This is a genomic window from Enterococcus bulliens (assembly GCF_053761865.1).
The window spans coordinates 139,829-161,069 of sequence record NZ_JBSMXK010000002.1 but is presented as its reverse complement, the minus strand read 5'-3'; the positions used below and the strand labels follow the sequence as shown (position 1 = coordinate 161,069).

The window sequence follows — 21,241 nt, the reverse complement described above, 5'->3', positions numbered from 1 at the left end:
AGTTGCGTATCATGATTCGTCACGGTAGTGCATTGCTTTTAAACTAAAAAAGATCAAGAGGAAATAATCCTCTTGATCTCCAATAATTCTAAGATTTCTCTTCACCAACATCATTTGACAAAGAGCCGCAATAAAAAAGGGCAAGTGTTTATGTAGTAGGTACGAACTATATCGTCTATAGTTAGGACTTCCGAAAGGTAATTAGGCCTCCTTCAGGCAACTTGATGTACCCTCTATCAAGTCTTCGAATTTATCGAACAAAATAAGCATGCTTTAAAAGTTTGGAATAAAGGAAGTTAGCTACACTTCTCACCATTAATATAACACCAGTACATAAATCAGTCAATAAAATTGTTTTGTTCAAATACTTAAAATACGTTTTTTTCACAACATCATGTAACATTTTTAACTCAAATTGTTACTATTTCGCTACATTTATCTTTAATGAGATTATGTATTACGAAAATAAAATAACAAAAAAATAATATTTTTATCAAGAAATTCTGATGGAAATTATTTTTAACTAATTAATTTGCTAACAAAAACCGCTTATTATAATAAATTTAACTACTACTAGTACCATGAATAGAAATAGCATAGTCTAATTGACAAGTTTTTACAAGTTTTCAAATGTTGGGTTTTGTTGGTTAGTCGGTTATAACAATGTAAATTATCGCTATATCTATACTAAAATCTATCTTCCTCAAATGAACTAAGAAATTTGTTTATAGAATACATTAGCACAATGATTATTATTGAATATACAACAAGTTTACCTAGAAAAATAGATACAAACATTTCCTCGCTATATCCTGCCTTTTCTACTGAATTTACTAAATTAGTCGGAAGTAAAAACATACAAAAAGAACCAAATAGATTTACAAATAGCTTTGCATACTTAATCATGACGCTACCTCCTTATTTTATAAACAATTTATTTTTATACTTATATTTTATCATTTTGAGGTGTAAATAGCACTGATTTATATGTTAGGGTCTGCAAAGGGTAAGGTTGCATACTATCCCAATAATTCCCAATATGCCTACACTCAATTTATGCCATCATTTGCCATCATGAAAATGTCAACAAATATCAACATTTTGTACCATGATTTACCATCATTGGTTGCTCTAAAATACCAACATTTACCAACATTCTAAACGCCTATTTATACCACATTTAACCACACTAAATGCTATCATATGCTATCATATGCCTGCGTGATTAAAGCCCTGTAATACTAGCAAATACTAGCATTTAACCACTAACAAATACTAACGCTCAAAGCCTTTAGAAGCGATGTCATCACCCTATTTTCATCGCCTAAATGGTTGCAAAAAAGGTTGCATACAAAATAAAAAAGGTTGCACACAAAATTATTTGCATACAACCCTATTTTAGTAATTATTATTCCTGTATATAATAATTACTTTTTAGCAATTAAGATAATATTTCGGATAGCTCATTTTCAATTTTTAACATATTTTTATTTCCCTTAAATGAGTACCCTAGTCCAATAAGATGAGATAAGCGAACAACATGTGAGTAAGCACCACAAAAAACAATAGCTGTTCTTTTATTGACTTTGGTTATTTTCCCACTGATCTCCTTACCTTGAATATTTTTACAATTAATCGTATCTCCTACTTCTAATAGCATATACTCATCTCCAAATTTTTATTATCGCTTAGATTAAACAGTACTTTAATCCTTTTCACTTTAATTTAAAAGCAATAACATGCTATATGACACAAATGTTAGGAAATAACTGTTTTGTATTAATTCAAAACATATATTTTTATCAATCATTTTAAGTCTCATCTATTTTGTATCCCAACTCCTCTAAATGTGACAATTTAACTAAATGGTTGTTTGCGTTACAGTATACAATAGCTGTTCTTTCATTAATTTTAGCAATAGTTCCTTTTATTTTTTCACCTTGTATATTTTTGCACTCTACATTATCACCTATAGATAAAATCATAGGATCACCCCCCGTATAGCGTTTTCATAACTTTAACATTTTAGTCTTTATTTAACAAAAAATAACCTACTTATATTTAATAAAAAATTAATCACGATGATTGTTGCATTCTTAACTTATTGTTTATTTACTTAAGTTTCGTTTTCTTATTTTCATCAATTTATTGTAGTACTATTACAACAATAATCATTGCTAGAATAAGTAACCTATGTTACCTAATCAATAATGTTACCTTTGATTCATTGGTAACGTGTTACTTTTGCAGGTTGTGGACAATGTCCCGACTTTTTACGGACAAATGTCTTTAATGCTTCTGTGTGTTCATACTTCTTCATACCAAGTACGATCCTTTAATCTTATTTATGCAGGCGATGGCCTTTTTTATGATCTCCTAGTAATTCTTAAGGTTGTCCAAAATTGGGCAGGCTCCTTTTTAGGTGCTCGGGTATCTCATGATAAAGAACTTCTTATAAGCGATGTCATCGCCTTTTTATCCACTTACTGAAAATCGGTATGTGGGTAACTTAGAACTTAATTTGTACAATCGGATAATGTGAGAAGTCGCCTAATGGTTCCTTTACTAAGCCTAAATACATTTCTAACATTTCGGGCAACTGATCCCCATAATTAAAGATGAGTGCTTGCTTGTTGTCTTGTGTGAATACAAAATTAGGTTCTAAATAAGTGCCATCTACTTCTTTATACTCTTTTAAATATAACTTGCCACACTTTAACCAATAACGCTCCAATCTTTCTCGTACACCATCATTAAAGGCTTTTGTTTCTTCCTTTATCGCTTGCCTTAGCTTGTCCATGATCTCACGCCTTTTAGTAGCATAACTTAGCTTATCCACTCCCAATGCTTCTGCCATCTGCTGATCTGATCTAGGCTTGTAACTATCAATAGTCGGGCGATTATCAACTATCCCGCTTTTATCATTCGTATAATATTTCTCTCCTAAAAATCGTACTTCTTTTTCATCTAATCGTTTAAGTGATCTAAAAAATACAGTGGCACACGCTTGTATACGATCATTTAATTCGTAACGATTCACCACGAACCCTTTCCAATGTCTTAAATACCAATCTATGCGAATATCCGTTCGTACAAAATCGTTCATATAGCAAACGCTCCTAACATCATATCAATATCCGTTATAAGATTTGCCTTTTCTTCTTTTGGTGGTATCGGTGGCAGGTCATATTTTAAGGATATAGCCGTTTCAATCTCGTATATCTCATCTAGTACTTTTTCTTTGATACTTTCGTCCATAGTGCCACTTAGAATACTTTCACGCTCTTTTTGAGTGATTTCGTTCATAAATCTAGTAAAATATACTTGTTTTTCCTTAAGACGCTTTAAACGTCTTTTTATAAGCTCACACGCTTCTACATTATCAGAAACTATATGCTCTACTTTTGGGGCTTTTGCGTGTATGCCTAGTTCGTCATAAGCGATGTGCGTTGCTAGTGTCTGCTCATAGATTAGATGGCTTGTGGCTTCCTGCAATACTTCCAAATACTTAATGCTAAAATCTAGGTTCAAATACTTCATGATGTCGTATTCTTCCGATGGCAAACGCTCCTTTTCTTTCCCGACAACTTGGGAAACTGTAAAAATTTAACTGTTTTTGTATAGGTGGTCGAAAAATCGGCAAGCCTGCGAACTTTTTCGCAACCCCTAAATGCTTAACGTAAAAATGCGTTTAGTGTGCTATGATTATCCAAGAATAGGTTCAATATTTGCCCGTGGTAGTGGTTGCCATGGGCTTTTTGTCTTGGGGTGCCCCTCATGTGAGAAAACCCCGTGTGTTAAATCTAGGTTGCACTCCGTTCTTAAAAAAATAATAATAATCAACAACAACAGGGGTGTTTATATTTTCAGTTGTGATTTATACTTAAATTAGTGAATTGAGTAATTTAAGGAGGCTTTTTACATGACTATTAAAAAAAGATACATTGTAATCGCTATTATTCTTATACCTGTTTTAATTTCTTTGTTTGTTCATCAAGAATACAAAAAAAGATGGCTTGATGGAACTTGGGAAACTGAACGTCAATTCAAGGAAAGAAAAATTGATATTGAAGTAATCAGTGCTAAAAAACTACATTTAACTGGTAGTCATGGAACAAGTTTCTTTGTATATAGTTATCGAAAAAATAGTAATCCATATTACTTTTTTAAGGATAAAAAACATAACGTTTACAAAATAGAAAAACTATCCGATACAAGTTTCAGATTTTACACAACTAACGAAAATATTGCGCATTATCAAGGTGTTATATTTGATAAGGTTGAAGAATAACAAAAAGGGAAAAACGGTCACAGAAGACTGTGCGTTATGCGATGATCCCTTAACCTAGCCCCGTTTCTATTCTGTGGGGTATGTCATCGCCTGCTAATGTAAATCTGATCCAAACTTGATGTTTTTTGACGTTTTTCATACGTTTTTATTCTGATTATGGTCGCTGTGAACGACTACTTTTCTAAAATGTAAGGTTTTGTAAGGTTTTCGATGTTAAGTTTTGCTAAGCTCCTAACGTCACGTGATGTCATGGCTAACGTTACTCAAGCGTTACAATGTAACAAGCTTCATGATGTGACGATCTAGCGTAACTACGATGTAACAATGTTACACCTTAATAATTTTTCATATCATCGCTTTTTTTAAGTCCGGCTTTTTCAACATAGCGATCCAAGAAATTTATTTTATCTAAAATTTGGGCGTTCTTTTGCCTAATATAAGTATCGCTATACTGCAATCGTTTCGCTATCTCCCTTAGTCCTAACTTTTCTATGTACTTCATCTTAGCAATTGCTTTTTCTATGCCTTCTAGTGCTTCTATTTTCAAATAAAACTCTCTTTCTTTGCTCATCAATTGATTTATATTCTCTTTTTTATTCTGTATATTGTTTTCTAAGTCATCTAGTCTAAAATTGTTCTCTATTTCAATCTGCGATAGTTCGCCTTCAAGCCATCTGCTCAATTCCATTTCATCTTTTTTAATTGACCATACTAGATAATCTAATTGTTGCTTTACGTCATCGTATTGATTCAATTCATCTTTTTTCATAGGGGTTTACCTCCCGACCTAACGTTTTGTTATATCATCGAACAAGGGTAGTTCTGACTACGGTTGTTTTCGCCCTTAAGTGGTCGAATAGTATCGTGCTCACAAATGGGTATGCTTGCCTGCTGATCCTAAAAAGTAATGATTGCTTAACAGACTTTTTAAAATCTTTTATATACTTCATTCGCCTATACTTTTATGTGTATCCACTATGTATCCAAGTTGTATACATTATGTTTACAAATACTTTGGTTAGCTTTTCGGCACTTCTGTCGAATGATCTCCTAAATTGGGCAACGTTGCACTATTTAACAATATTCTGCCACCGCTTACTATCCCCACAAGTGGGGACAACCTCAATCGCCCAAGTGAATTTTCCCATCGGCTTAATTTCTCCCAATCCATCTATGGCTTCGGCTAGTCACTTAGCCGATTTTTCGGCTTAGCTATCTTAGTTAGCATAATTTTATGCCACCCTGCGAATATATAGTAAAATCACAAGTCATCTAAACACGTTGCAAGCCTCATCGTTCTAAGACTAAGAAGCCTTTTTGTAAAATCATTAAATCATGCTATATTTTTACGTTTAATTCGCTATCAATCTGTGTGATAGCCGATTTGTATTTCATTTCGTTATCGTTTTAAACGATAGCCGAATTTTGTTTGATCTAATTGGTGGAAAGTCTGACCGAACGTTTCGTTATGGCAGGTACTTTTCTTTTCGCCACAAGTGGAGAACTTTAAACGCTGAACGATTCGTTACCCGTTGCGATGTGCAAGTATTTAACCATAGCCACAAGTGGCAACGATCCTTAAAAACAAAAAGGCGTGGCGTTTCGTCCACACCTCCTGCTTTTATTTGCTCATAATAAGCGTTTCTAAGGCTTCTAATATCATTACGTCTTGTTCTTCCATAATGGTCTGATGTGCCCCTGTGATTTCGATAGGTTGCCCGTAACGATCCATTAAAAATAAATCCATCGCAACGTATCGAGTCAATAACTCAAAATATTCTAATCGGTCTATGATCTCCGATGGTGTGGCATTATTTACAAACTCGGTTATACTTGCTTGCTCGGTCTGATCCTTCAAATAGTGGAACATATCGGCTACTAATTCCGCTCTTACGTTATCATGTGGCGATTCTTTAAAGTCTGCAAAGCGTTGTGATAGCTGATACTCCTTGTAAATAGTCTTTGCTAGGTTCATCGCTGATTCGTTTACATTCATTTTATACTCTCCTTTAGTACCCTGCTAGGTATATTTATTTGTTATTTCCAAGTTTGTTACCAACCTGTTACCAAGAATTTTCCAAGTTTTATCGGCTCTAACTACTGATACAAAGGCATTGTTTCCAAGTTTTCCAATTATTGTCGATTTATCTTTTATATATATTTTTTTATTATTTTTCTTTTACTATATAAAGATTTATAAAAAAGTTGGTAAAATTGGAAAGAATACTATCATATCAATGCTTGTAGCTTTTAAAAGTTGGAAAAAACTTGGAAACTAGTTGGAAATAAATTGGTAAAACTTGGAAAGAATTTAATTATTCAAGCTTGGGCGTATTAATTCTAGTCCAATGTATCTCCATTGGTTCGTTCCTCCATCTGCTCCATACCCTTGGGTGGTTCTTTTCTTAGTGATCCCTTTTTTCTCAAGATATGATTTAAATGCCTGCGATGACTTAGCAAGGTATTTATTAACGGCACAAAACTTGGTGTATTCATCGTATACAGTGGTGGCGATCTCTCCCCGATGATCCACTAGATTTATATTGGTGTATTCAGTTAAGAACTCGCCTATATGGTCATTTTCGTATAACCATTTTTGTATAGCTTCCTGCATACTCTTAGGCTTAGTAAACGTGGCCTTTTTGCCGTTAAATATCTTTCTAAACTCCCGAATACACTCATAAGTAAAGCTAGGGGCTTCCTGCTCTATCTTATTCATATCATGATCTTTCCAAAAAGTAGCGTCTTTATCTCGTTGGTTCCCATTAATAAATGGCAGGACAACTAAACGAGCTCCAAACCCTCCCGATAAATCGCTGAAACGTGGTAGACTATTTGCCGAAAAGATTTGTTTAGCATAGTTAGTCATCGTAAAGCCTTGTATCCCTTTATATTGGGCGGTAAAAAAATCGCCACCTGTAATGCGTTTCAATAAACTTGTATCTTTGATGTAATTATCTGATATATCGGCACTTACATTTATTGATTTGCCTAGTAGTTCGGCACTCAAAAATTTGTCGTTCGATAAGTCTTGGGGCGTGATTGCTGAAGCATTTTCCGATCCTACAAGGTACTTTGTAATAAAGTTAAGCAGGGAGCTTTTTCCCTCTCCGCCCTCTCCTTTAAAGAAAACCATCTCTTGTGCAGGCGAATAACTACGATAAAACATGTAGCCGATGAATTGTTTTAAAAATATAGCGTTCTCGCCTACCATTCCATCAAGTAAAGCGTTGGTATGTGGGTTCTCTTTGCCACTCATATTTAAATCATAATCATGAAAAGTCATAATATGATAATCAGGCGAATGATTGTACATTTCATCGGTCAAAAGGTTGTAGGTTCCATTTCTAAATGCGACTAGTTCGGGTTTACTTGTTTCAAATGGGGTTACACTAGGATAGCTTTTGTCATAACTCATATTAGACACGTAACGGATCGTTTGATTGACGTATTGGTCCCGTTCGTAAAAATTCCATCGCTTTAATTCGCTAATCGTTTCGTTTCCTACGAATATATCCATCTCTCTTTTACCAAAGTATCTCCAAATGCCCTTAGAAGCTTCATAGACGGCTCCCTCAATGAGTTTAGGATATTTGACTAGCTTATATTTACTGATAAGCATATCGCCCATTTTTTCATGGTTAAATGCTTTTTTAATCAGGTACTTTTTGCCTTTTTCCTCAATGTAAGCAAAAAACCAAGTGGGTGTGATTGCGTTTAGTTGGTCAAGTGCTTCTTGTGTTTCCTCCATTGTGTCTAGCGATGAAATGCGATTTACTTCCTGCTTGATGTCTACGAACTTAGGTTTTTGATTTCTTAATGTATTTTGTTCTTTAATAAATTGTGCCATGTCTTGATCTAGTGGTTCCATAAGCTATGCCCCTTTACTGTGTTTTTTCGTCATGCTTTTAAATGCTTGATCTACCTCATATTGTGGCAACGGATCAGACAAAAAGTTTTGATTTACTACGCTTATCATGGTGTAAATTGTTTCAAGTTCTGCCCCTGTATTTAACATTCGGCTGATTTGTCGTGCGATCCAATTATTACGATTGCCGTTCATCGCCCCTGCTACCAATTCATCAAGAAAAGCCCCTGTATATTTTTTGTTTGTGTGATTGCTTGTATAAAACGGCTTTTGTTTCGGTTTAGCTTGCGTATAGTTGGGGTTATTCCTAAAAATATTCAAAAACGTATCCACGGGAAAAACCTTTTTATCGTCTTGATAACGTGTTTGTGCTTCTTTGGTGTATTCCGTGATAATCGGCAATGCTTGAGCTTGTGAGAACGTCTTATTAGACTGATCGAACGTGTATACGATCCCTAGCGTTTCATACAGTCCAAAGACAAGCGTTTGATAGTCATCGCTATTTACTTCACGATCTAGCTCCACCACTAAACGATAGCGAACGTTGTCGATAGGTTTATACTTAAGCGTTGGATAAAGGGCATAATTAAATCCGCTTAGCTTAAGGTCAATTTTTGCCATCATATCGGCTTCGGGTTCCTGCACGCCATCAATATCTAAGAAAAGAAGCGAACGGCTTTGCAGGTTCTCATCATTGCGATGTAAACCGGCCATTGTGCCTGCTATAACAATTCTCATATGATATAGCTTTATCGCTCTTTCTTGATCCTTGCTAGTAGGATAGGGGAACTTTTGGGGCTCATACTCTCTAAAAAAAGAAAAGTCACGATTATCTCGCAACTTCTCAATTTTCATAGGTTCTTTTGTATTTACAATATTGGTGTATATCATGGCTAGACCTCCAATGATTCCAAATGATCTGTGTGTTTTTCTGTCAGTACCTTAACGGCTTCACTTGTGGCGATAAGTATATTTAACTTTTCAATTTGATCTTTACAATTTATGTCGTAAAGACCATTTATGATCCCCTCTAGTGCGTTTTTAATATGATTTGCTTGTACTGTAAGCGTATCTAGTAAATCATCGTTTAAACTATTCCCCATTGTGTTACATTCTCTAGTTTTATCCATGGTTAGCGTTGTCCCCCTTGTCGTTGGTTAAAAGTGAACTCCTCAAAGTCCAATACCAAGTACAATGCTATCGGCAGGCACACAATGGCTTTTACAACCAATGTAAGTGGCGATGACAACAAACAAAGTAATGCTATAAATAAAATTCTTCTTATTCTTTCCATAATCTCTTATTCTCGCTTTCTTATGATCTTTTAAAATGGTAAGATATAAGAATAAAAGCGTACGTGAAATACCGTACTGATAGCCTTTTGAGTGTTTCAGACCGTCCAAAGTTGAAAACACTCTTAAGGTTCTTTTTTTATCCTCATATCTCATCATTAAATTGCAATTCCTTTTTCTTTTTCAACCATGGCATAAATTTTTTCACTTACAGATATACCTAAGTTGTGCTTTTCTTCAAATGCCATCAATTCCACCACTTGATCCAAAATTTCACGTCTATAAATTAGCATTTCCGGTGTCATATCTTTTTTATTAATTGACTTAGGTAAATCAAATTTGATTGATACCGCTTTGTTTGTAATCATATTTGCTTTGATGTAATTTTTCGGCTTTGGATCAATGAAATTATGCTGAATAACGGCCATCGCTTCTTGTTGGTGTACCGGATCAAGTAATTTGAAAATTTCATATCCCTCAATACCGCTTGCTTGTCGCAAATTCTTGATAACTTCAAATATCCAAGTCCTAAATGCTTCGGCTTGTGGTTTATGACTACTGAATATTGCTTCATAAACGCCAAATTCTGATAATATTGCATATTCACGTCTTTGTACCTGACCATGCAAAATGCGAAACGAGGTATACGCTCTAGGAACTAGTCTTAACATATTTTTTGTTTGTTTATACTCCAATGCTTCTGCGATGTCCTTAGCAATTGCCCACCATTCGCCCTCAATTTCAACGAACCTTATTTCGTGACCGTTCCATGTTTCTACTTTCATACGTGCATTGTCCTTTCTAAATAAATACCTAGCGACAATTTAAAACTATCTGCAAAATCAATTTGTTCCATCGCCTGCATTACATAAAACCATGTGATCTCGTTTCTGCTTGCCCTAGCGTTTATTTATTTTTAATAAATTGGATCACTTCATCACGATCATAATAGTAAATTCGCTCACTCGCTTTGTATTCAGGTAAGCCCTGCATTACAAACTGTTGTAATACCTGCGGGGACACTCCTAAGAACTCACACGCCTGTTTACGGCTTAATAGTCGTTTATAGCTTGCGGACTGTTTCGCCTGCTCAATCGCTTCTAGCGTGGTTTTAAGTACCTGCTCGGCTATTTGATCTAGTTGCTCCTCTGATAGTACGTGGCTGATCTCAACGCTTAAACGTCCATCGCTCATCGTTCACACCTCCTTTCAGTGAGTTACCTCAATTATTGGGGTTGTTTCGTCAATGAGTCGATAGCTTTAAGCACTCGTTCTTTTCGTTCATCGGATAATTCCGTTCTTAGCCATACGCTTAACCTAGAATCGCTGATCCCTACGGCTTGGGCTACTTCCCAATTTTTTAAACGATTGAAAAAGATTTGATCTCTAATTTCTTGATTTGCTTTCATGTGTTTACCTCCTATTTTTTGTTCTTTATAACGAACAAATATTTTTAGAACGTTCGCTAAAAACATCTTATCATACGTTCGCTAAATAAATCAACAATAATTTTTAATGTTCATATAAATGAACATAATAAAAAAATGAACATCTTTTGTTGTTGACGTTCATTAACTTAAACACTTATAATTGTCTTGAGGTGAAAAGATGAGAAATAATATAAGTTACTTTATGGAACGTTCCAATATGACTGTAACTGAATTAGCAAAAAAATCTAATTTAGGTAGAACATTAGTATCTGAATTAGTGAACAGTTACGAATTACCTGTAAAAACAAAATTAGACTCTCTATTAAAAATTAGCGATGCTTTAAAAATTTCAATTTACGAACTGTTAAATTATGAACACGAACCAAAGCAAAATGAAATTACCTTAAAAAAATTTCTTATAGATTCAGTACAAGAACCTTATAAAACAGACAATAGCATTCATTATAATTTGGTACTAAAAAATAAAGAAGATAAAAAAATATTAGCAATACTAGTTATTTCAAGTGGTCTTAAAAATACTGAAGATAATTTTGAAAGATTCAGTAGTGCTAGACTTCATATAGTCGGATATGAAAATTTTAGTGATAATGATTTTAAAGAAATGATTTTAAAAGAAGAATTTGATGATATTTCTATCTTTATGGAGAATACTCTTAATTCAAAACACTGGGGTATTTTTGAGAGTCAAGTTTTCACAGAGTTGAGCATAGAAATAGGAAATTTAGTTTTTAAATTGTCTGCTATAAGAATTTGTTTATATGATATAAAAACAAGAAAATTTAAAACTTCAAGAAGAAAAAACGATGGAACTATAGAAACACCATAACTTTTCCACTCTCTCCGCCTGCTTGCCCTAGCTGATAGGAGAAAAAGAAAATGGGAAATTTTAAACAATACGAGAAAAAAGACGGCACTAAGAAATGGCTTATCAACTCCCTGTACCTTGGTTTAGATGAATACGGGAAACAAGTCCGTGTGACTAGACGGGGCTTTGATACGCTCAAAGAAGCGAAAAAGGAAGCTACTCGGCTTAAGATGTTATTTGATCGTGGCGAATATGGAAAACAACAAAAAGAAAGCACGTTTAAAGAAGTATTCGAATTGTGGTTTGAAACCTATTCTAAGACGGTTAAGGAAGTCACTAAAATGGAAACATACGCAAATGTCACAAAACATTTTATGCCTACTTTGGGTCATATCAAAATAAACAAGGTAACGCCTGCGATGGCTCAAAAAGAAGTCAATCGTGTTTCTAAAACAAGAAAATCATATAAGCAGGTAGTCCAATACGTGAAAGCAATCTTTAAATTTGCGGTGTCTTTAGAAATGATAGATAGAAACCCTTTTGAAAATGTGATTTATCCAAAAAGTACCGTGGAAGTGAAAGAAAAAGAAGTGAAGTTTTATACTACGGATCAAATAAAGCTTATCATGGACACGCTAGAAAACGATGTGAAGCAATCGGCTAATAAGAACATCGGGAAACAGTACAGAACCCTGTTAACACTTTCCTTATATCGTACGCTTGCTTTTTCGGGTATGCGTGTAGGCGAAGCGTGTGCCCTTACGTGGTCGGATATTGATTTTCTAAACAATACAATCACGATCAACAAAACACTAAGCAAAGTTAAAAAGGGCTATGTAGTATCATCGCCTAAAACGAAAAGCTCAAATAGAACGCTAGCGATGGATCATAAAACCATGCGAATATTAAAACAATGGCAATTAAAACAAAAAGAACTACTTTTTGCTAATGGTATTACTAAGGCGGATCATGTATTTACTCAATGGCACGGGAAAATGTTAAATTCACACACTGTTTTGTTTAACAGTAAGACAATAGCTAAAAGATGTAATTTGCCTGTTATCGGCACTCATGCGTATCGGCATTCTCATGCGTCAATGCTTTTTGAAAGTAATGTATCTATGAAAGAAGCACAAGTTCGGCTTGGTCACTCAAATATAGAAATGACCATGAATATCTATACTCATGTGACGAGTGAAGCACAAACGAAAACGATCGAAAAACTAACTAAATTTGCTAATTTTTAGGCTTACTGTAATCAAAACTGTAATCATTTTTAAATTTGCTAAAAATAAAAACGCTAAAACCCTTGATACATAAGGACTTTGGCGTTTAGTTATTATTTTATTAAGAGTTTAGCATAAAAGTATAAAAAAATATAGAATCTTTAAAGCAAGAAGCTATGACAAAAGTCTATCGTTCCTTCTTAACTTTCAAGAGACCGATATCCTAGGAATAGTTCTCTTGAAAATAAACTGAATCCTTGCCGATAATAGGTGCACCTATTATCGGCAACGATTCGGTTTATTCCGTTTACTGCTCACTTCTCGCACAGCCTTTTTGACTATGGTTGCACTAGCACTGCATGTGCCTCATATCCTGCATTAGTCAATAATGTTTCGACTGCTTGTGTGTCTGTCGTATCGACTTGTACTTCAATAATCGTTTTTGTCGTTTGATGATCGACGACGACGGTCACGATACTTAACTGGTGATCAGCTAATAATTGTGCAACTTTCGCAATTATTCCTAATTGATCGTCGACGATGGTGATGGCAACTCTCGTCCCACCTTGAGTATAGCCTGTGATTTTTAAAAAAGCATCGAAAATATCATTATTGGTGATGATCCCTACCAAGGTCGTTTCATCCAAAACTGGTAATACAGCAATATTTTTTTGTCGCATTTTTGCAATTGCTTGTTCTAACAATGCATCAGGTGCAATCGTTTCAACTTGTTTTAACATCACATCCCCTACTTTGGTTTTTGTGATTAAATAATTCAATTCATAAACACTTAATGAGGTTGCCTTTGAAGGTAGCGACTCATGAATGATTCCTTCTGTAATTAATCCAACCAGTTTTTGTTCTTGCATGACAGGTAAGCGATGGATCTCATGTTGCTTCATTAAATCAATTGCATCAAATACAGGTGTATCCGGTGTTACCGTTACAACTGTTTTCGTCATAAAATCTTGAACACTCATCTCTTATCCTCCTAGATACGCTTTTTTGACTTCTTCACTGCTTAATAATTCCTGACCCGTTCCTTCTAATACGATCTTTCCGGTTTCAAGTACATATCCACGATCGGCAATCGATAAGGCCATATTTGCATTTTGCTCAATCAACAAGACAGTAGTTCCTTGTGCTTTGATTTCCTCAATGATTGAAAAGATTTCGCGAATAAAAATCGGCGCTAGTCCCATCGAAGGTTCATCTAGTAATAGTAATTTGGGTTTAGACATCAAGGCTCGTCCCATCGCCAGCATTTGTTGTTCTCCACCTGATAAGGTCGCTGCATCTTGGTGCTTTCGTTCTTCTAATACTGGAAATTTGCTAAAGACCTGAGCATAGTCTTCTTTGACTTGTTTGTCCTTACGCAAAAATGCGCCCATCTCTAAATTTTCTTGAACCGTTAACTCTGCAAAAACGTGACGCCCTTCTGGGACTTGTGATAGTCCTGAAGAAACGATTTTTTGTGGAGCCATTTTTTGAATCGATTGGTCCTTAAATGTAATCGATCCATTAGAAGGACGAATCAATCCAGAAATCGTTCGTAAAATCGTTGTCTTCCCAGCTCCATTGGCGCCAATTAAAGAGACGATTTCTCCTTCATTTACATGAAAAGAGACATCATGAACAGCTTGGATCATTCCATAATGGACCGATAAATTTTCTACGGTTAACATCACAACTCTCCTCCCAAATACGCTTGGATCACACGTGGATTATTTTTGATCTCGACTGGTGTTCCATGCGCGATCACTTGGCCGTACTCCAATACATAGATTCGTTCGCACACGTCCATTACAAGATTCATATCGTGTTCGATCAACACGATCGTTAACCCAAACTCACGTTGGATCTTACGGATCAATTTTGTTAATTCTGCAGTTTCTTGTGGATTCATGCCCGCTGCTGGTTCATCTAAAAAGAGTACTTTTGGCTTTGTCGCCAAGGCACGTACGATTTCTAATCGACGTTGCTCACCATAAGGCAAGTTTTTTGCTAGCGTATCGATTTTTGATGCCATATCAAAAATATTTAATAATGACAGCACTTCTTCACGCATTCGTGCTTCAGTTTGATAAAATTTAGGCAAGCGAAAGACGCTCGTTAAAAAGCCTTCTTTATTCTTAGCGTTCATAGCGATTAATACATTATCCATTACGGTCAACTCTTTAAATAAGCGAATATTTTGAAATGTACGAGACAAGCCTAGATCAGCTACTTTATATGGTTTCATGCCATTTAATCGCTGGTCTTTACCATCAGTATGCAATAACACATCGCCTTCACTTGGCTCATAAACACCCGTTAATAAATTAAATAATGTCGTTTTTCCAGCTCCATTTGGTCCGATCAGACCAATCAACTCGTTTTCATTTGCTTCAAGGTTGACACGAGAGACCGCCGTCAATCCACCAAAATGCTTGGTTAAATTATTTACCGTTAATAGGGGCATTCGTGTCCTCTCCTTTCTTCGTAAACCGATCAAATATCCGTTTTACTGAAAATTCCCAAGTACCCAAAAGTCCACTTGGTTTAAAGATCATAATAATAATTAAAGCCAATGCATAGATGATCATCCGTAAACTTCCGAAATCTTGTAAGTACATATTGATAATCCCTAAAACCACAGCTGCAACAATGGCACCCGTCGTGCTGCCCAAACCACCGAATACAACGATGATTAAGATATCAATTGATTTGTTAAAGGTGTAGTCGCTTGGGAATACAGATTGTTGGTAACTTGCATACAGTGATCCAGCAAGACTTGCAATCATCGCGCCAAAGACAAATGCGATTACTTTAAATTTAGTAGTGTTTACTCCCATCGATTCTGCTGCAATTTCATCTTCACGAACAGCTAAAGTTGCACGACCAGAACCACTATTGATAAAATTTGACACAAATAAGATACTAATAAATGCAAAGATGAATACAATCTGCCAATTACTAAATTCTGGAATACCAAAGATCCCAGAAGGCCCATTGGTTAACCATCCCATATTAACGATCAAGATACGGATAATTTCAGAGATCCCTAGAGTCGCAATCGCTAAATAGTCTCCTTTTAGTCGCAGCGTAGGAATACCAACTACTAATGCTACAACTCCCGTTACGATCATCCCTACGATCAAGGCAAGTACGAATCCACCAGCTGTAGGCATTTGACTTGTAATGATCGCACTCGCATATGCACCGATCGCCATAAATCCAGCATGTCCTAATGAAAATTGACCAGAAAATCCAATGATCAAATTCAAACTAACAGCTAACATGATATTGATCCCGATATTGACAATGATAGCATCGGTAAAGATATTGATTGCACCACCGTTATACAAGCCGAATAATGCAAAATAGAACACCAAGGCAATCAGCAGCCAAACGAGATTGTATTTTAAATTTTTTTTCATTTAAGCTACCTACACTTTCTCTTTAATATTTTTACCTAAGATACCTGCTGGACGAATCAATAAGATTAAAATCAAGATCGCATATACCAATGCATCTTTATAAGCAGACAATCCTAATGCCGTTGAGATCGTTTCAACTAACCCAATCACAAATCCACCCACTGCAGCTCCCGGAATCACACCGATTCCACCTAAAACAGCCGCTACGAATGATTTCAATCCAGGTACAACCCCCATCATTGGATCGATCGAATTATAATACAATCCAATCAGCATTCCACCAGCCGCAGCAAGTGCTGAACCTAGTGCAAACGTAAATGAGATCGTCCGATTAACATTGATTCCCATCAACTGGGCAGCATCAGGATCGACACTCACTGCACGCATCGCTTTTCCCATGCGTGTTTTTTTGATGATCAATTGAAGCAAGATCATCAAGATCAAGGAAACACCTAAAATCAATAATTGGATATTGCTTATCGATAAAAAGCCGAGATTGTACGTTTGACGTTCAATTGCTTGTGGGAACGAACGTTTATCTGGAGTAAAAAAGTAGATCATCACATTTTGCAATAAATAAGATACTCCAATTGCCGTAATCAAGGCTGAGATACGTGTCGATTTACGTAGCGGACGGTACGCTAAAATTTCAATCATCACACCTAACGCCGCACAGCCGATCATCGACAAAATCATCGCTGGGAAAAAACCTAACCCTAATTGTTTAATTAAAAAATACCCAATAAAACTTCCGATCATATAGACTTCACCGTGTGCGAAGTTGATCAATTTTATAATTCCATATACCATTGTGTATCCTAATGCCATTAAGGCATAAATACTTCCTAAAAATAGTCCGTTGACTAATTGTTGGATAAGCATTTCCATATTATCTATCCTTTCTTAAAAAGAAACTGGAACAAAACCATCTGACGATTTTGCTCCAGTCTACCTTTTTATTTATGGTTCAACTGTTACGGCAGAACTTTCTTTACCGTCTTTGTATTCGATCACGACTACTGATTTTTCAGGATTATGATCTTTATCTACTGTAATATTTCCTGTTACTCCAACAAAATCTTTCAAGTTTGCTAATCCTTTTGTAATAGCTTCAGAATCCGCAGACTTTTCATCTTCGATTGCTTTTTTCACCATATTCATCGCATCATAGGCTAAAGCATTAAATGTTGAAGGTTCTTTACCATATTTTTCTTTAAAAGCATCGATAAATGGTTGGACTGTATCATTTGCAGGAGCTAACGTAGAAAAGTGACCGGTATAGTACACATTCGTTACGTTTTGTGCTCCAGCTAATTCAATCATTTTCTCATCACCAAAACCATCCGCCCCTAAAATCGGTTGTTCGATTCCCAATTCGCGCGCTTGTTTGATGATCAAACCAGCCTCTTCATAGTAACCTGGGATATATAAAACATCAAAATCCGTATTTTTTAGTTTCGTTAAGACTGCTTGGAAATCTTTATCTCCTTTAGTAAAGTTTTCTTCTAAGACGACATCACCTTTATAAGTTTCTTTAAAGGCTTTTGTTAACCCAATAGCGTAATCACTTGAGTTATCGCCTAAAATCGCAACTTTTTTAGCATCTAGATTTTTTTGTGCAAATTCCGCTAACACTTTCCCTTGGAAACTATCTTGGAAACTAGAACGAAATACGTAAGGTTGTACTTTACCATTAGTCATCGTTACCGAATCATCTGTTCCTGAAGGTGTGATCATTGGTACTTTGGCTTTTGTGATATTTGGTGTAGCTGCTTTGGTTGCTCCAGAAGTTGCTGGCCCAATGATTGCTACCACTTTATCATTCGTTGCTAGGTTTGCCGCAACAGTAGCTGCTTCATTATTATCTGATTTATTGTCTTTGACGATCAATTCGACTTTTTTACCTAAAATTCCGCCATCTTTATTGATTTGATCAACGGCTAATTCAATTCCTTCTTTTTCTTGCGTACCGTATCCAGCAACGTCACCAGATAACTCTAAATTAGCCCCGATTTTAATCGTATCACCAGATGGTTTATTGCCACCATCGCTACTATCTTTTCCAGTAGGACCCGCACTACATGCGCTTAACAAAACAAGACCCGCAAACAAAAACGCAAATTTTTTCTTCATTTAGATGTTCCTCCCTTATTTTCCGTTTGAATATGATTCATAATATACCGAAAATTAAAACGAAAGTCAACGAATTTTCAGAATATTTTCTTTATTCTGTCACTATTTGGCAAAGATAATAAAATAACAAAAAGAGAAGGAAACGATATTACTCGTTTCCTTCTCTTTTTTCGTATTTTGGTTCTACTTTATCTACTCTATTGCGTCCTAGCGAAAACTGTTCTGGCACATAATCTAGTCCACCTTGGACAAATGGATGGCAACGCGCAATTCGAGCGCTTCCCATCGCAACACCTTTGATTGCTCCGTGGACTTCAATTGCTTTGATCATGTAGCTAGAACACGTAGGATAATAACGACAACTCGGTGGAAATAAAGGAGAAATCCCTTTTTGATACCCTCTTACAAGCGTAATCAATGCTTTTTTCATGTATTTACCTTCTTTGTTAAATAAAAAACGTAAAAATATGTTGCCATAACTTATCGCTAAACACACCAAATGGCGACCCGTCACCAAACACACCATAGCCGATCATCAGCCCGATGAAAAAAAGTAAAAAGGCGATGATCATCACGATCAACACTTTGAATAAAGCCAATAAAACTGGTTGTGCTGTTCTCAATGGATTCACACTCCTAAGCGTTTACTGTAGCGTTTACTGCGTTAGTATCTGAAACTCGTTCAACGTCTGCACCTAAGCCTTGTAGTTTTTTATGGAACTCATAATAGCCACGATCTAGATATTTCAAATTGCGCACACGAGTAATTCCATTGGCACGTAAACCTACTAAGATCAAAGCAGCAGCGGCACGCAAATCTGTTGCGTTTACGATTGCCCCTTGCAAGTCTGCAGTACCTTCGATCAAGGCAACATTACCGTCGATTTTCACGTCTAAATTCATATGGCGCATTTCTTCTAAATGTTGGAAACGATTTTCAAATACTGTCTCCGTCACTACACTACGACCGTTTGCTACTGCTTGAATAGCAGTCATTTGTGCTTGCATGTCTGTAGGGAAACCTGGATGTGGCATCGTTTTAACTGTCGTAGCGTTTAATGTTTTAGGTCCAACGATACGGATTCCTTCTTCAGTCTCGATTACTTTTGCACCCATTTCGCTCAATTTTGATAGTAATGGACGGTTATGTTCAGCGATCGCATCTTCGATCAATACATCTCCTTGTGTCATCGCAGCGGCTACCATAAAGGTTCCAGCTTCGATACGATCTTGGACGATTGCATGTTTGACTGCATGTAATGATGTTACACCTTCGATTCGCATTGTCTCTGTTCCAACACCATAGATTTTTGCGCCCATTTTATTTAAAATATTCGCTAGATCCACAATCTCAGGTTCGCGCGCGACATTGCTGATGATAGTAGTTCCTTTTGCTTTGACAGCAGCCATCATAATGTTTTGTGTTGCCCCAACACTTGGAAAATCTAAGTAGATCTCTGCTCCAGTCAATTCATCTGCAATCGCTTCGATATACCCATCTTTTTGGATGATTTTTGCTCCTAGTGCTTGGAATCCTTTTAAATGTAAATCGATAGGGCGTTTTCCAATCGCACACCCCCCTGGCATCGCCACTTTTGCATGACCGTTACGCGCTAAAAGAGGACCCATCACAACAATTGATGCGCGCATTTGGCTCACATATTCATATGGAGCTTCGATATGTAGTTCTTTTGTTGCATTGATGATCACTTCATTTTGCTCTTGATTGAACGTTACACTAGTATTTAACTGGCGAATCACTTCATTCATTGTAAATACATCGGATAAAATCGGTACATTATGTAAAGTAGTAATCCCTTCTTCTGCTAATAATGTTGCTGCTAAAATGGGTAAGACGGCATTTTTTGCACCTTCAATTTTTACCGACCCCTTTAATTGTTGACCACCTTTAACGATGATTTCTTCCATAATTGTTCCCTCCAAAGGAATCAAAAACATAGCTTTGATTCTTTTTCCTATTTTTTAAAAACCGACTGTGACTAAATTTTTACTTAAGATGATTATTTCTAAAAAGAATTGGCTTGCTAAATACCCTAAGCCGATTGCCATAAGTAATAGCAAAATTTTAAGTTGAGTGGTTTTTTGTTTTTGAAATAATGTCTCAAAACGTAAGGCTTGCAAACTCCAAAAGGCAAGATAAATAAACGTCAAATGACTACAAAAACGAATGATAATATCGACTCCATAAACTTGCATCTTTCATTGCTCCTTTAACAAAAAACTCATGAGTCCATAATATCACAAAACGAAGGGTAAAAAAATAAATTATGCTTGAAAAAAGAAAGAGCCTCCATTTTGGAGACTCTTACTGGTGTTTAGATACATTGATTCGATTGACGGCACGATGAAGCGCGACCGTTGCGCGTCTTACTTCATCGATATCTTCACGCTGCTTTGCTTCTTCGATCAAACGTTCTGCACGCATTTTCGCACGTTCAGCACGTGAAACATCGATATCGCGTTCACGCTCGGCGCTATCCGCTACGATCGATACTAGATTATCACGCATTTCTAAAATCCCACCATTGACTGCAATCCAATCCACATGCGTATCCGAGTCCACACGTCTTACTTTCACTTCATCGATCATTAAAGGAGCAATAATCGGTGCATGGCGTGGTAGGATCCCTAGTTCACCGCTGATCGTTTTCGCGACGACCATTGTAGCATGGTGATCATAGACAATCCCATTTGGTGTAACGACATTGACCGTTAATTGTTGTTCCATGAGACAC

Annotated in this window: 28 protein-coding genes; 3 read left to right on the top strand and 25 right to left on the bottom strand. The window is 36.1% G+C overall.

Translation table 11 applies throughout. From position 1 onward, the window contains the following. Positions 1-687: 687 nt before the first annotated feature. The 5 genes from ACWOEC_RS02235 to ACWOEC_RS02215 form a co-directional block, all read right to left on the bottom strand. Positions 688-906, bottom strand: a complete 219-nt coding sequence (locus tag ACWOEC_RS02235; RefSeq protein WP_455305635.1) for a hypothetical protein — start codon at positions 904-906, stop codon at positions 688-690. 535 nt (positions 907-1,441) lie between these two features. Continuing rightward, positions 1,442-1,660, bottom strand: coding sequence for a hypothetical protein (locus tag ACWOEC_RS02230; protein ID WP_455305633.1), 219 nt, complete (start codon positions 1,658-1,660; stop codon positions 1,442-1,444). A gap of 151 nt (positions 1,661-1,811) precedes the next feature. Then, the gene (locus ACWOEC_RS02225) at positions 1,812-1,985 is read right to left on the bottom strand and encodes a hypothetical protein (protein ID WP_455305631.1); all 174 of its coding nucleotides are present in this window, start codon (positions 1,983-1,985) and stop codon (positions 1,812-1,814) included. 524 nt (positions 1,986-2,509) lie between these two features. Then, the gene (locus ACWOEC_RS02220) at positions 2,510-3,106 is read right to left on the bottom strand and encodes a hypothetical protein (protein ID WP_455305629.1); all 597 of its coding nucleotides are present in this window, start codon (positions 3,104-3,106) and stop codon (positions 2,510-2,512) included. Beyond that, the gene (locus tag ACWOEC_RS02215; RefSeq protein ID WP_455305627.1) at positions 3,103-3,540 is read right to left on the bottom strand and encodes a hypothetical protein; all 438 of its coding nucleotides are present in this window, start codon (positions 3,538-3,540) and stop codon (positions 3,103-3,105) included. Before ACWOEC_RS02215 ends, ACWOEC_RS02220 begins: the two co-directional genes overlap by 4 nt. Positions 3,541-3,922: 382 nt before the next feature. Between ACWOEC_RS02215 and ACWOEC_RS02210 the strand changes: the two genes are divergently transcribed. Next, positions 3,923-4,291 (top strand): hypothetical protein, encoded by a 369-nt coding sequence (locus tag ACWOEC_RS02210; RefSeq protein ID WP_455305625.1) that lies wholly within the window; start codon positions 3,923-3,925, stop codon positions 4,289-4,291. 334 nt (positions 4,292-4,625) lie between these two features. Here the strand turns inward: ACWOEC_RS02210 and ACWOEC_RS02205 are convergent, their stop codons facing one another. The 9 genes from ACWOEC_RS02205 to ACWOEC_RS02165 form a co-directional block, all read right to left on the bottom strand. Continuing rightward, positions 4,626-5,060, bottom strand: a complete 435-nt coding sequence (locus ACWOEC_RS02205) for a hypothetical protein (protein ID WP_455305623.1) — start codon at positions 5,058-5,060, stop codon at positions 4,626-4,628. 852 nt (positions 5,061-5,912) lie between these two features. Beyond that, positions 5,913-6,287, bottom strand: coding sequence for a hypothetical protein (locus tag ACWOEC_RS02200; RefSeq protein WP_455305621.1), 375 nt, complete (start codon positions 6,285-6,287; stop codon positions 5,913-5,915). 315 nt (positions 6,288-6,602) lie between these two features. After that, complete coding sequence (locus ACWOEC_RS02195) at positions 6,603-8,162, bottom strand: DNA primase family protein (RefSeq protein WP_455305619.1); 1,560 nt, start codon at positions 8,160-8,162, stop codon at positions 6,603-6,605. Between the two features lie 3 nt (positions 8,163-8,165). After that, on the bottom strand, positions 8,166-9,050 hold the full coding sequence (locus ACWOEC_RS02190; RefSeq protein ID WP_455305617.1) for a primase alpha helix C-terminal domain-containing protein: 885 nt from the start codon (positions 9,048-9,050) through the stop codon (positions 8,166-8,168). Positions 9,051-9,052: 2 nt separating this feature from the next. Then, positions 9,053-9,289, bottom strand: coding sequence for a hypothetical protein (locus ACWOEC_RS02185; protein WP_455305615.1), 237 nt, complete (start codon positions 9,287-9,289; stop codon positions 9,053-9,055). Positions 9,290-9,331: 42 nt separating this feature from the next. Next, on the bottom strand, positions 9,332-9,607 hold the full coding sequence (locus tag ACWOEC_RS02180; protein ID WP_455305613.1) for a hypothetical protein: 276 nt from the start codon (positions 9,605-9,607) through the stop codon (positions 9,332-9,334). Positions 9,608-9,609: 2 nt separating this feature from the next. Next, positions 9,610-10,236, bottom strand: coding sequence for a BRO-N domain-containing protein (locus tag ACWOEC_RS02175; RefSeq protein ID WP_455305611.1), 627 nt, complete (start codon positions 10,234-10,236; stop codon positions 9,610-9,612). A gap of 121 nt (positions 10,237-10,357) precedes the next feature. Then, entirely contained in the window at positions 10,358-10,645 is a 288-nt protein-coding gene (locus ACWOEC_RS02170) for a helix-turn-helix transcriptional regulator (protein ID WP_455305609.1), read from the bottom strand. 32 nt (positions 10,646-10,677) lie between these two features. Next, positions 10,678-10,860 (bottom strand): hypothetical protein, encoded by a 183-nt coding sequence (locus ACWOEC_RS02165; RefSeq protein WP_455305607.1) that lies wholly within the window; start codon positions 10,858-10,860, stop codon positions 10,678-10,680. 199 nt (positions 10,861-11,059) lie between these two features. Here ACWOEC_RS02165 and ACWOEC_RS02160 point away from each other — a divergent pair, with 199 nt between their 5' ends. Both ACWOEC_RS02160 and ACWOEC_RS02155 read left to right on the top strand, forming a co-directional pair. After that, positions 11,060-11,728, top strand: coding sequence for a helix-turn-helix domain-containing protein (locus ACWOEC_RS02160; RefSeq protein WP_455305605.1), 669 nt, complete (start codon positions 11,060-11,062; stop codon positions 11,726-11,728). Positions 11,729-11,778: 50 nt separating this feature from the next. Beyond that, on the top strand, positions 11,779-12,954 hold the full coding sequence (locus ACWOEC_RS02155) for a tyrosine-type recombinase/integrase (RefSeq protein WP_455305603.1): 1,176 nt from the start codon (positions 11,779-11,781) through the stop codon (positions 12,952-12,954). A gap of 317 nt (positions 12,955-13,271) precedes the next feature. Here the strand turns inward: ACWOEC_RS02155 and ACWOEC_RS02150 are convergent, their stop codons facing one another. The 11 genes from ACWOEC_RS02150 to ACWOEC_RS02100 all read right to left on the bottom strand — a co-directional run bounded on the left by ACWOEC_RS02150 (position 13,272) and on the right by ACWOEC_RS02100 (position 21,234). Further along, entirely contained in the window at positions 13,272-13,913 is a 642-nt protein-coding gene (locus ACWOEC_RS02150) for a CBS and ACT domain-containing protein (RefSeq protein WP_297075842.1), read from the bottom strand. A 3-nt stretch (positions 13,914-13,916) separates the two neighbouring features. Further along, a complete protein-coding gene (locus ACWOEC_RS02145) occupies positions 13,917-14,618 on the bottom strand; it encodes an ABC transporter ATP-binding protein (protein WP_455305602.1) in 702 nt (233 codons plus the stop codon). Beyond that, complete coding sequence (locus tag ACWOEC_RS02140) at positions 14,618-15,394, bottom strand: ABC transporter ATP-binding protein (RefSeq protein ID WP_297075837.1); 777 nt, start codon at positions 15,392-15,394, stop codon at positions 14,618-14,620. Before ACWOEC_RS02140 ends, ACWOEC_RS02145 begins: the two co-directional genes overlap by 1 nt. Next, entirely contained in the window at positions 15,372-16,352 is a 981-nt protein-coding gene (locus tag ACWOEC_RS02135; RefSeq protein WP_297075835.1) for a branched-chain amino acid ABC transporter permease, read from the bottom strand. Before ACWOEC_RS02135 ends, ACWOEC_RS02140 begins: the two co-directional genes overlap by 23 nt. A 9-nt stretch (positions 16,353-16,361) precedes the next feature. Continuing rightward, on the bottom strand, positions 16,362-17,240 hold the full coding sequence (locus ACWOEC_RS02130; RefSeq protein ID WP_455305601.1) for a branched-chain amino acid ABC transporter permease: 879 nt from the start codon (positions 17,238-17,240) through the stop codon (positions 16,362-16,364). A 72-nt stretch (positions 17,241-17,312) separates the two neighbouring features. After that, a complete protein-coding gene (locus ACWOEC_RS02125; RefSeq protein WP_455305600.1) occupies positions 17,313-18,485 on the bottom strand; it encodes an ABC transporter substrate-binding protein in 1,173 nt (390 codons plus the stop codon). Between the two features lie 148 nt (positions 18,486-18,633). Then, positions 18,634-18,915, bottom strand: coding sequence for a membrane protein insertion efficiency factor YidD (gene yidD / locus ACWOEC_RS02120; RefSeq protein WP_455305599.1), 282 nt, complete (start codon positions 18,913-18,915; stop codon positions 18,634-18,636). 16 nt (positions 18,916-18,931) lie between these two features. Then, positions 18,932-19,108 (bottom strand): DNA-directed RNA polymerase subunit beta, encoded by a 177-nt coding sequence (locus ACWOEC_RS02115; protein WP_455305598.1) that lies wholly within the window; start codon positions 19,106-19,108, stop codon positions 18,932-18,934. A 13-nt stretch (positions 19,109-19,121) separates the two neighbouring features. After that, on the bottom strand, positions 19,122-20,414 hold the full coding sequence (gene murA / locus ACWOEC_RS02110; protein WP_455305597.1) for a UDP-N-acetylglucosamine 1-carboxyvinyltransferase: 1,293 nt from the start codon (positions 20,412-20,414) through the stop codon (positions 19,122-19,124). A 54-nt stretch (positions 20,415-20,468) separates the two neighbouring features. Next, positions 20,469-20,702 (bottom strand): DUF1146 family protein, encoded by a 234-nt coding sequence (locus tag ACWOEC_RS02105; RefSeq protein WP_297075821.1) that lies wholly within the window; start codon positions 20,700-20,702, stop codon positions 20,469-20,471. Between the two features lie 109 nt (positions 20,703-20,811). Further along, positions 20,812-21,234: a F0F1 ATP synthase subunit epsilon gene (locus ACWOEC_RS02100; protein ID WP_297075819.1), complete on the bottom strand. Its 423-nt coding sequence runs from the start codon at positions 21,232-21,234 to the stop codon at positions 20,812-20,814. Positions 21,235-21,241: the final 7 nt, after the last annotated feature.

What these genes read in the sequence shown, in the direction of transcription:
- ACWOEC_RS02190 (WP_455305617.1), bottom strand. Translation starts at nt 9,050, where the DNA reads ATGATATACACCAATATTGTAAATACAAAAGAACCTATGAAAATTGAG.
- ACWOEC_RS02160 (WP_455305605.1), top strand. Translation starts at nt 11,060, where the DNA reads ATGAGAAATAATATAAGTTACTTTATGGAACGTTCCAATATGACTGTA.
- ACWOEC_RS02145 (WP_455305602.1), bottom strand. Translation starts at nt 14,618, where the DNA reads ATGTTAACCGTAGAAAATTTATCGGTCCATTATGGAATGATCCAAGCT.
- ACWOEC_RS02165 (WP_455305607.1), bottom strand. Translation starts at nt 10,860, where the DNA reads ATGAAAGCAAATCAAGAAATTAGAGATCAAATCTTTTTCAATCGTTTA.
- ACWOEC_RS02200 (WP_455305621.1), bottom strand. Translation starts at nt 6,287, where the DNA reads ATGAATGTAAACGAATCAGCGATGAACCTAGCAAAGACTATTTACAAG.
- yidD (WP_455305599.1), bottom strand. Translation starts at nt 18,915, where the DNA reads ATGAAAAAAGCATTGATTACGCTTGTAAGAGGGTATCAAAAAGGGATT.
- ACWOEC_RS02170 (WP_455305609.1), bottom strand. Translation starts at nt 10,645, where the DNA reads ATGAGCGATGGACGTTTAAGCGTTGAGATCAGCCACGTACTATCAGAG.
- ACWOEC_RS02140 (WP_297075837.1), bottom strand. Translation starts at nt 15,394, where the DNA reads ATGCCCCTATTAACGGTAAATAATTTAACCAAGCATTTTGGTGGATTG.
- ACWOEC_RS02235 (WP_455305635.1), bottom strand. Translation starts at nt 906, where the DNA reads ATGATTAAGTATGCAAAGCTATTTGTAAATCTATTTGGTTCTTTTTGT.
- ACWOEC_RS02125 (WP_455305600.1), bottom strand. Translation starts at nt 18,485, where the DNA reads ATGAAGAAAAAATTTGCGTTTTTGTTTGCGGGTCTTGTTTTGTTAAGC.
- ACWOEC_RS02175 (WP_455305611.1), bottom strand. Translation starts at nt 10,236, where the DNA reads ATGAAAGTAGAAACATGGAACGGTCACGAAATAAGGTTCGTTGAAATT.
- murA (WP_455305597.1), bottom strand. Translation starts at nt 20,414, where the DNA reads ATGGAAGAAATCATCGTTAAAGGTGGTCAACAATTAAAGGGGTCGGTA.
- ACWOEC_RS02155 (WP_455305603.1), top strand. Translation starts at nt 11,779, where the DNA reads ATGGGAAATTTTAAACAATACGAGAAAAAAGACGGCACTAAGAAATGG.
- ACWOEC_RS02100 (WP_297075819.1), bottom strand. Translation starts at nt 21,234, where the DNA reads ATGGAACAACAATTAACGGTCAATGTCGTTACACCAAATGGGATTGTC.
- ACWOEC_RS02225 (WP_455305631.1), bottom strand. Translation starts at nt 1,985, where the DNA reads ATGATTTTATCTATAGGTGATAATGTAGAGTGCAAAAATATACAAGGT.
- ACWOEC_RS02180 (WP_455305613.1), bottom strand. Translation starts at nt 9,607, where the DNA reads ATGAGATATGAGGATAAAAAAAGAACCTTAAGAGTGTTTTCAACTTTG.
- ACWOEC_RS02130 (WP_455305601.1), bottom strand. Translation starts at nt 17,240, where the DNA reads ATGGAAATGCTTATCCAACAATTAGTCAACGGACTATTTTTAGGAAGT.
- ACWOEC_RS02135 (WP_297075835.1), bottom strand. Translation starts at nt 16,352, where the DNA reads ATGAAAAAAAATTTAAAATACAATCTCGTTTGGCTGCTGATTGCCTTG.
- ACWOEC_RS02105 (WP_297075821.1), bottom strand. Translation starts at nt 20,702, where the DNA reads ATGCAAGTTTATGGAGTCGATATTATCATTCGTTTTTGTAGTCATTTG.
- ACWOEC_RS02150 (WP_297075842.1), bottom strand. Translation starts at nt 13,913, where the DNA reads ATGAGTGTTCAAGATTTTATGACGAAAACAGTTGTAACGGTAACACCG.
- ACWOEC_RS02220 (WP_455305629.1), bottom strand. Translation starts at nt 3,106, where the DNA reads ATGAACGATTTTGTACGAACGGATATTCGCATAGATTGGTATTTAAGA.
- ACWOEC_RS02185 (WP_455305615.1), bottom strand. Translation starts at nt 9,289, where the DNA reads ATGGATAAAACTAGAGAATGTAACACAATGGGGAATAGTTTAAACGAT.
- ACWOEC_RS02215 (WP_455305627.1), bottom strand. Translation starts at nt 3,540, where the DNA reads ATGAAGTATTTGAACCTAGATTTTAGCATTAAGTATTTGGAAGTATTG.
- ACWOEC_RS02205 (WP_455305623.1), bottom strand. Translation starts at nt 5,060, where the DNA reads ATGAAAAAAGATGAATTGAATCAATACGATGACGTAAAGCAACAATTA.
- ACWOEC_RS02195 (WP_455305619.1), bottom strand. Translation starts at nt 8,162, where the DNA reads ATGGAACCACTAGATCAAGACATGGCACAATTTATTAAAGAACAAAAT.
- ACWOEC_RS02210 (WP_455305625.1), top strand. Translation starts at nt 3,923, where the DNA reads ATGACTATTAAAAAAAGATACATTGTAATCGCTATTATTCTTATACCT.
- ACWOEC_RS02230 (WP_455305633.1), bottom strand. Translation starts at nt 1,660, where the DNA reads ATGCTATTAGAAGTAGGAGATACGATTAATTGTAAAAATATTCAAGGT.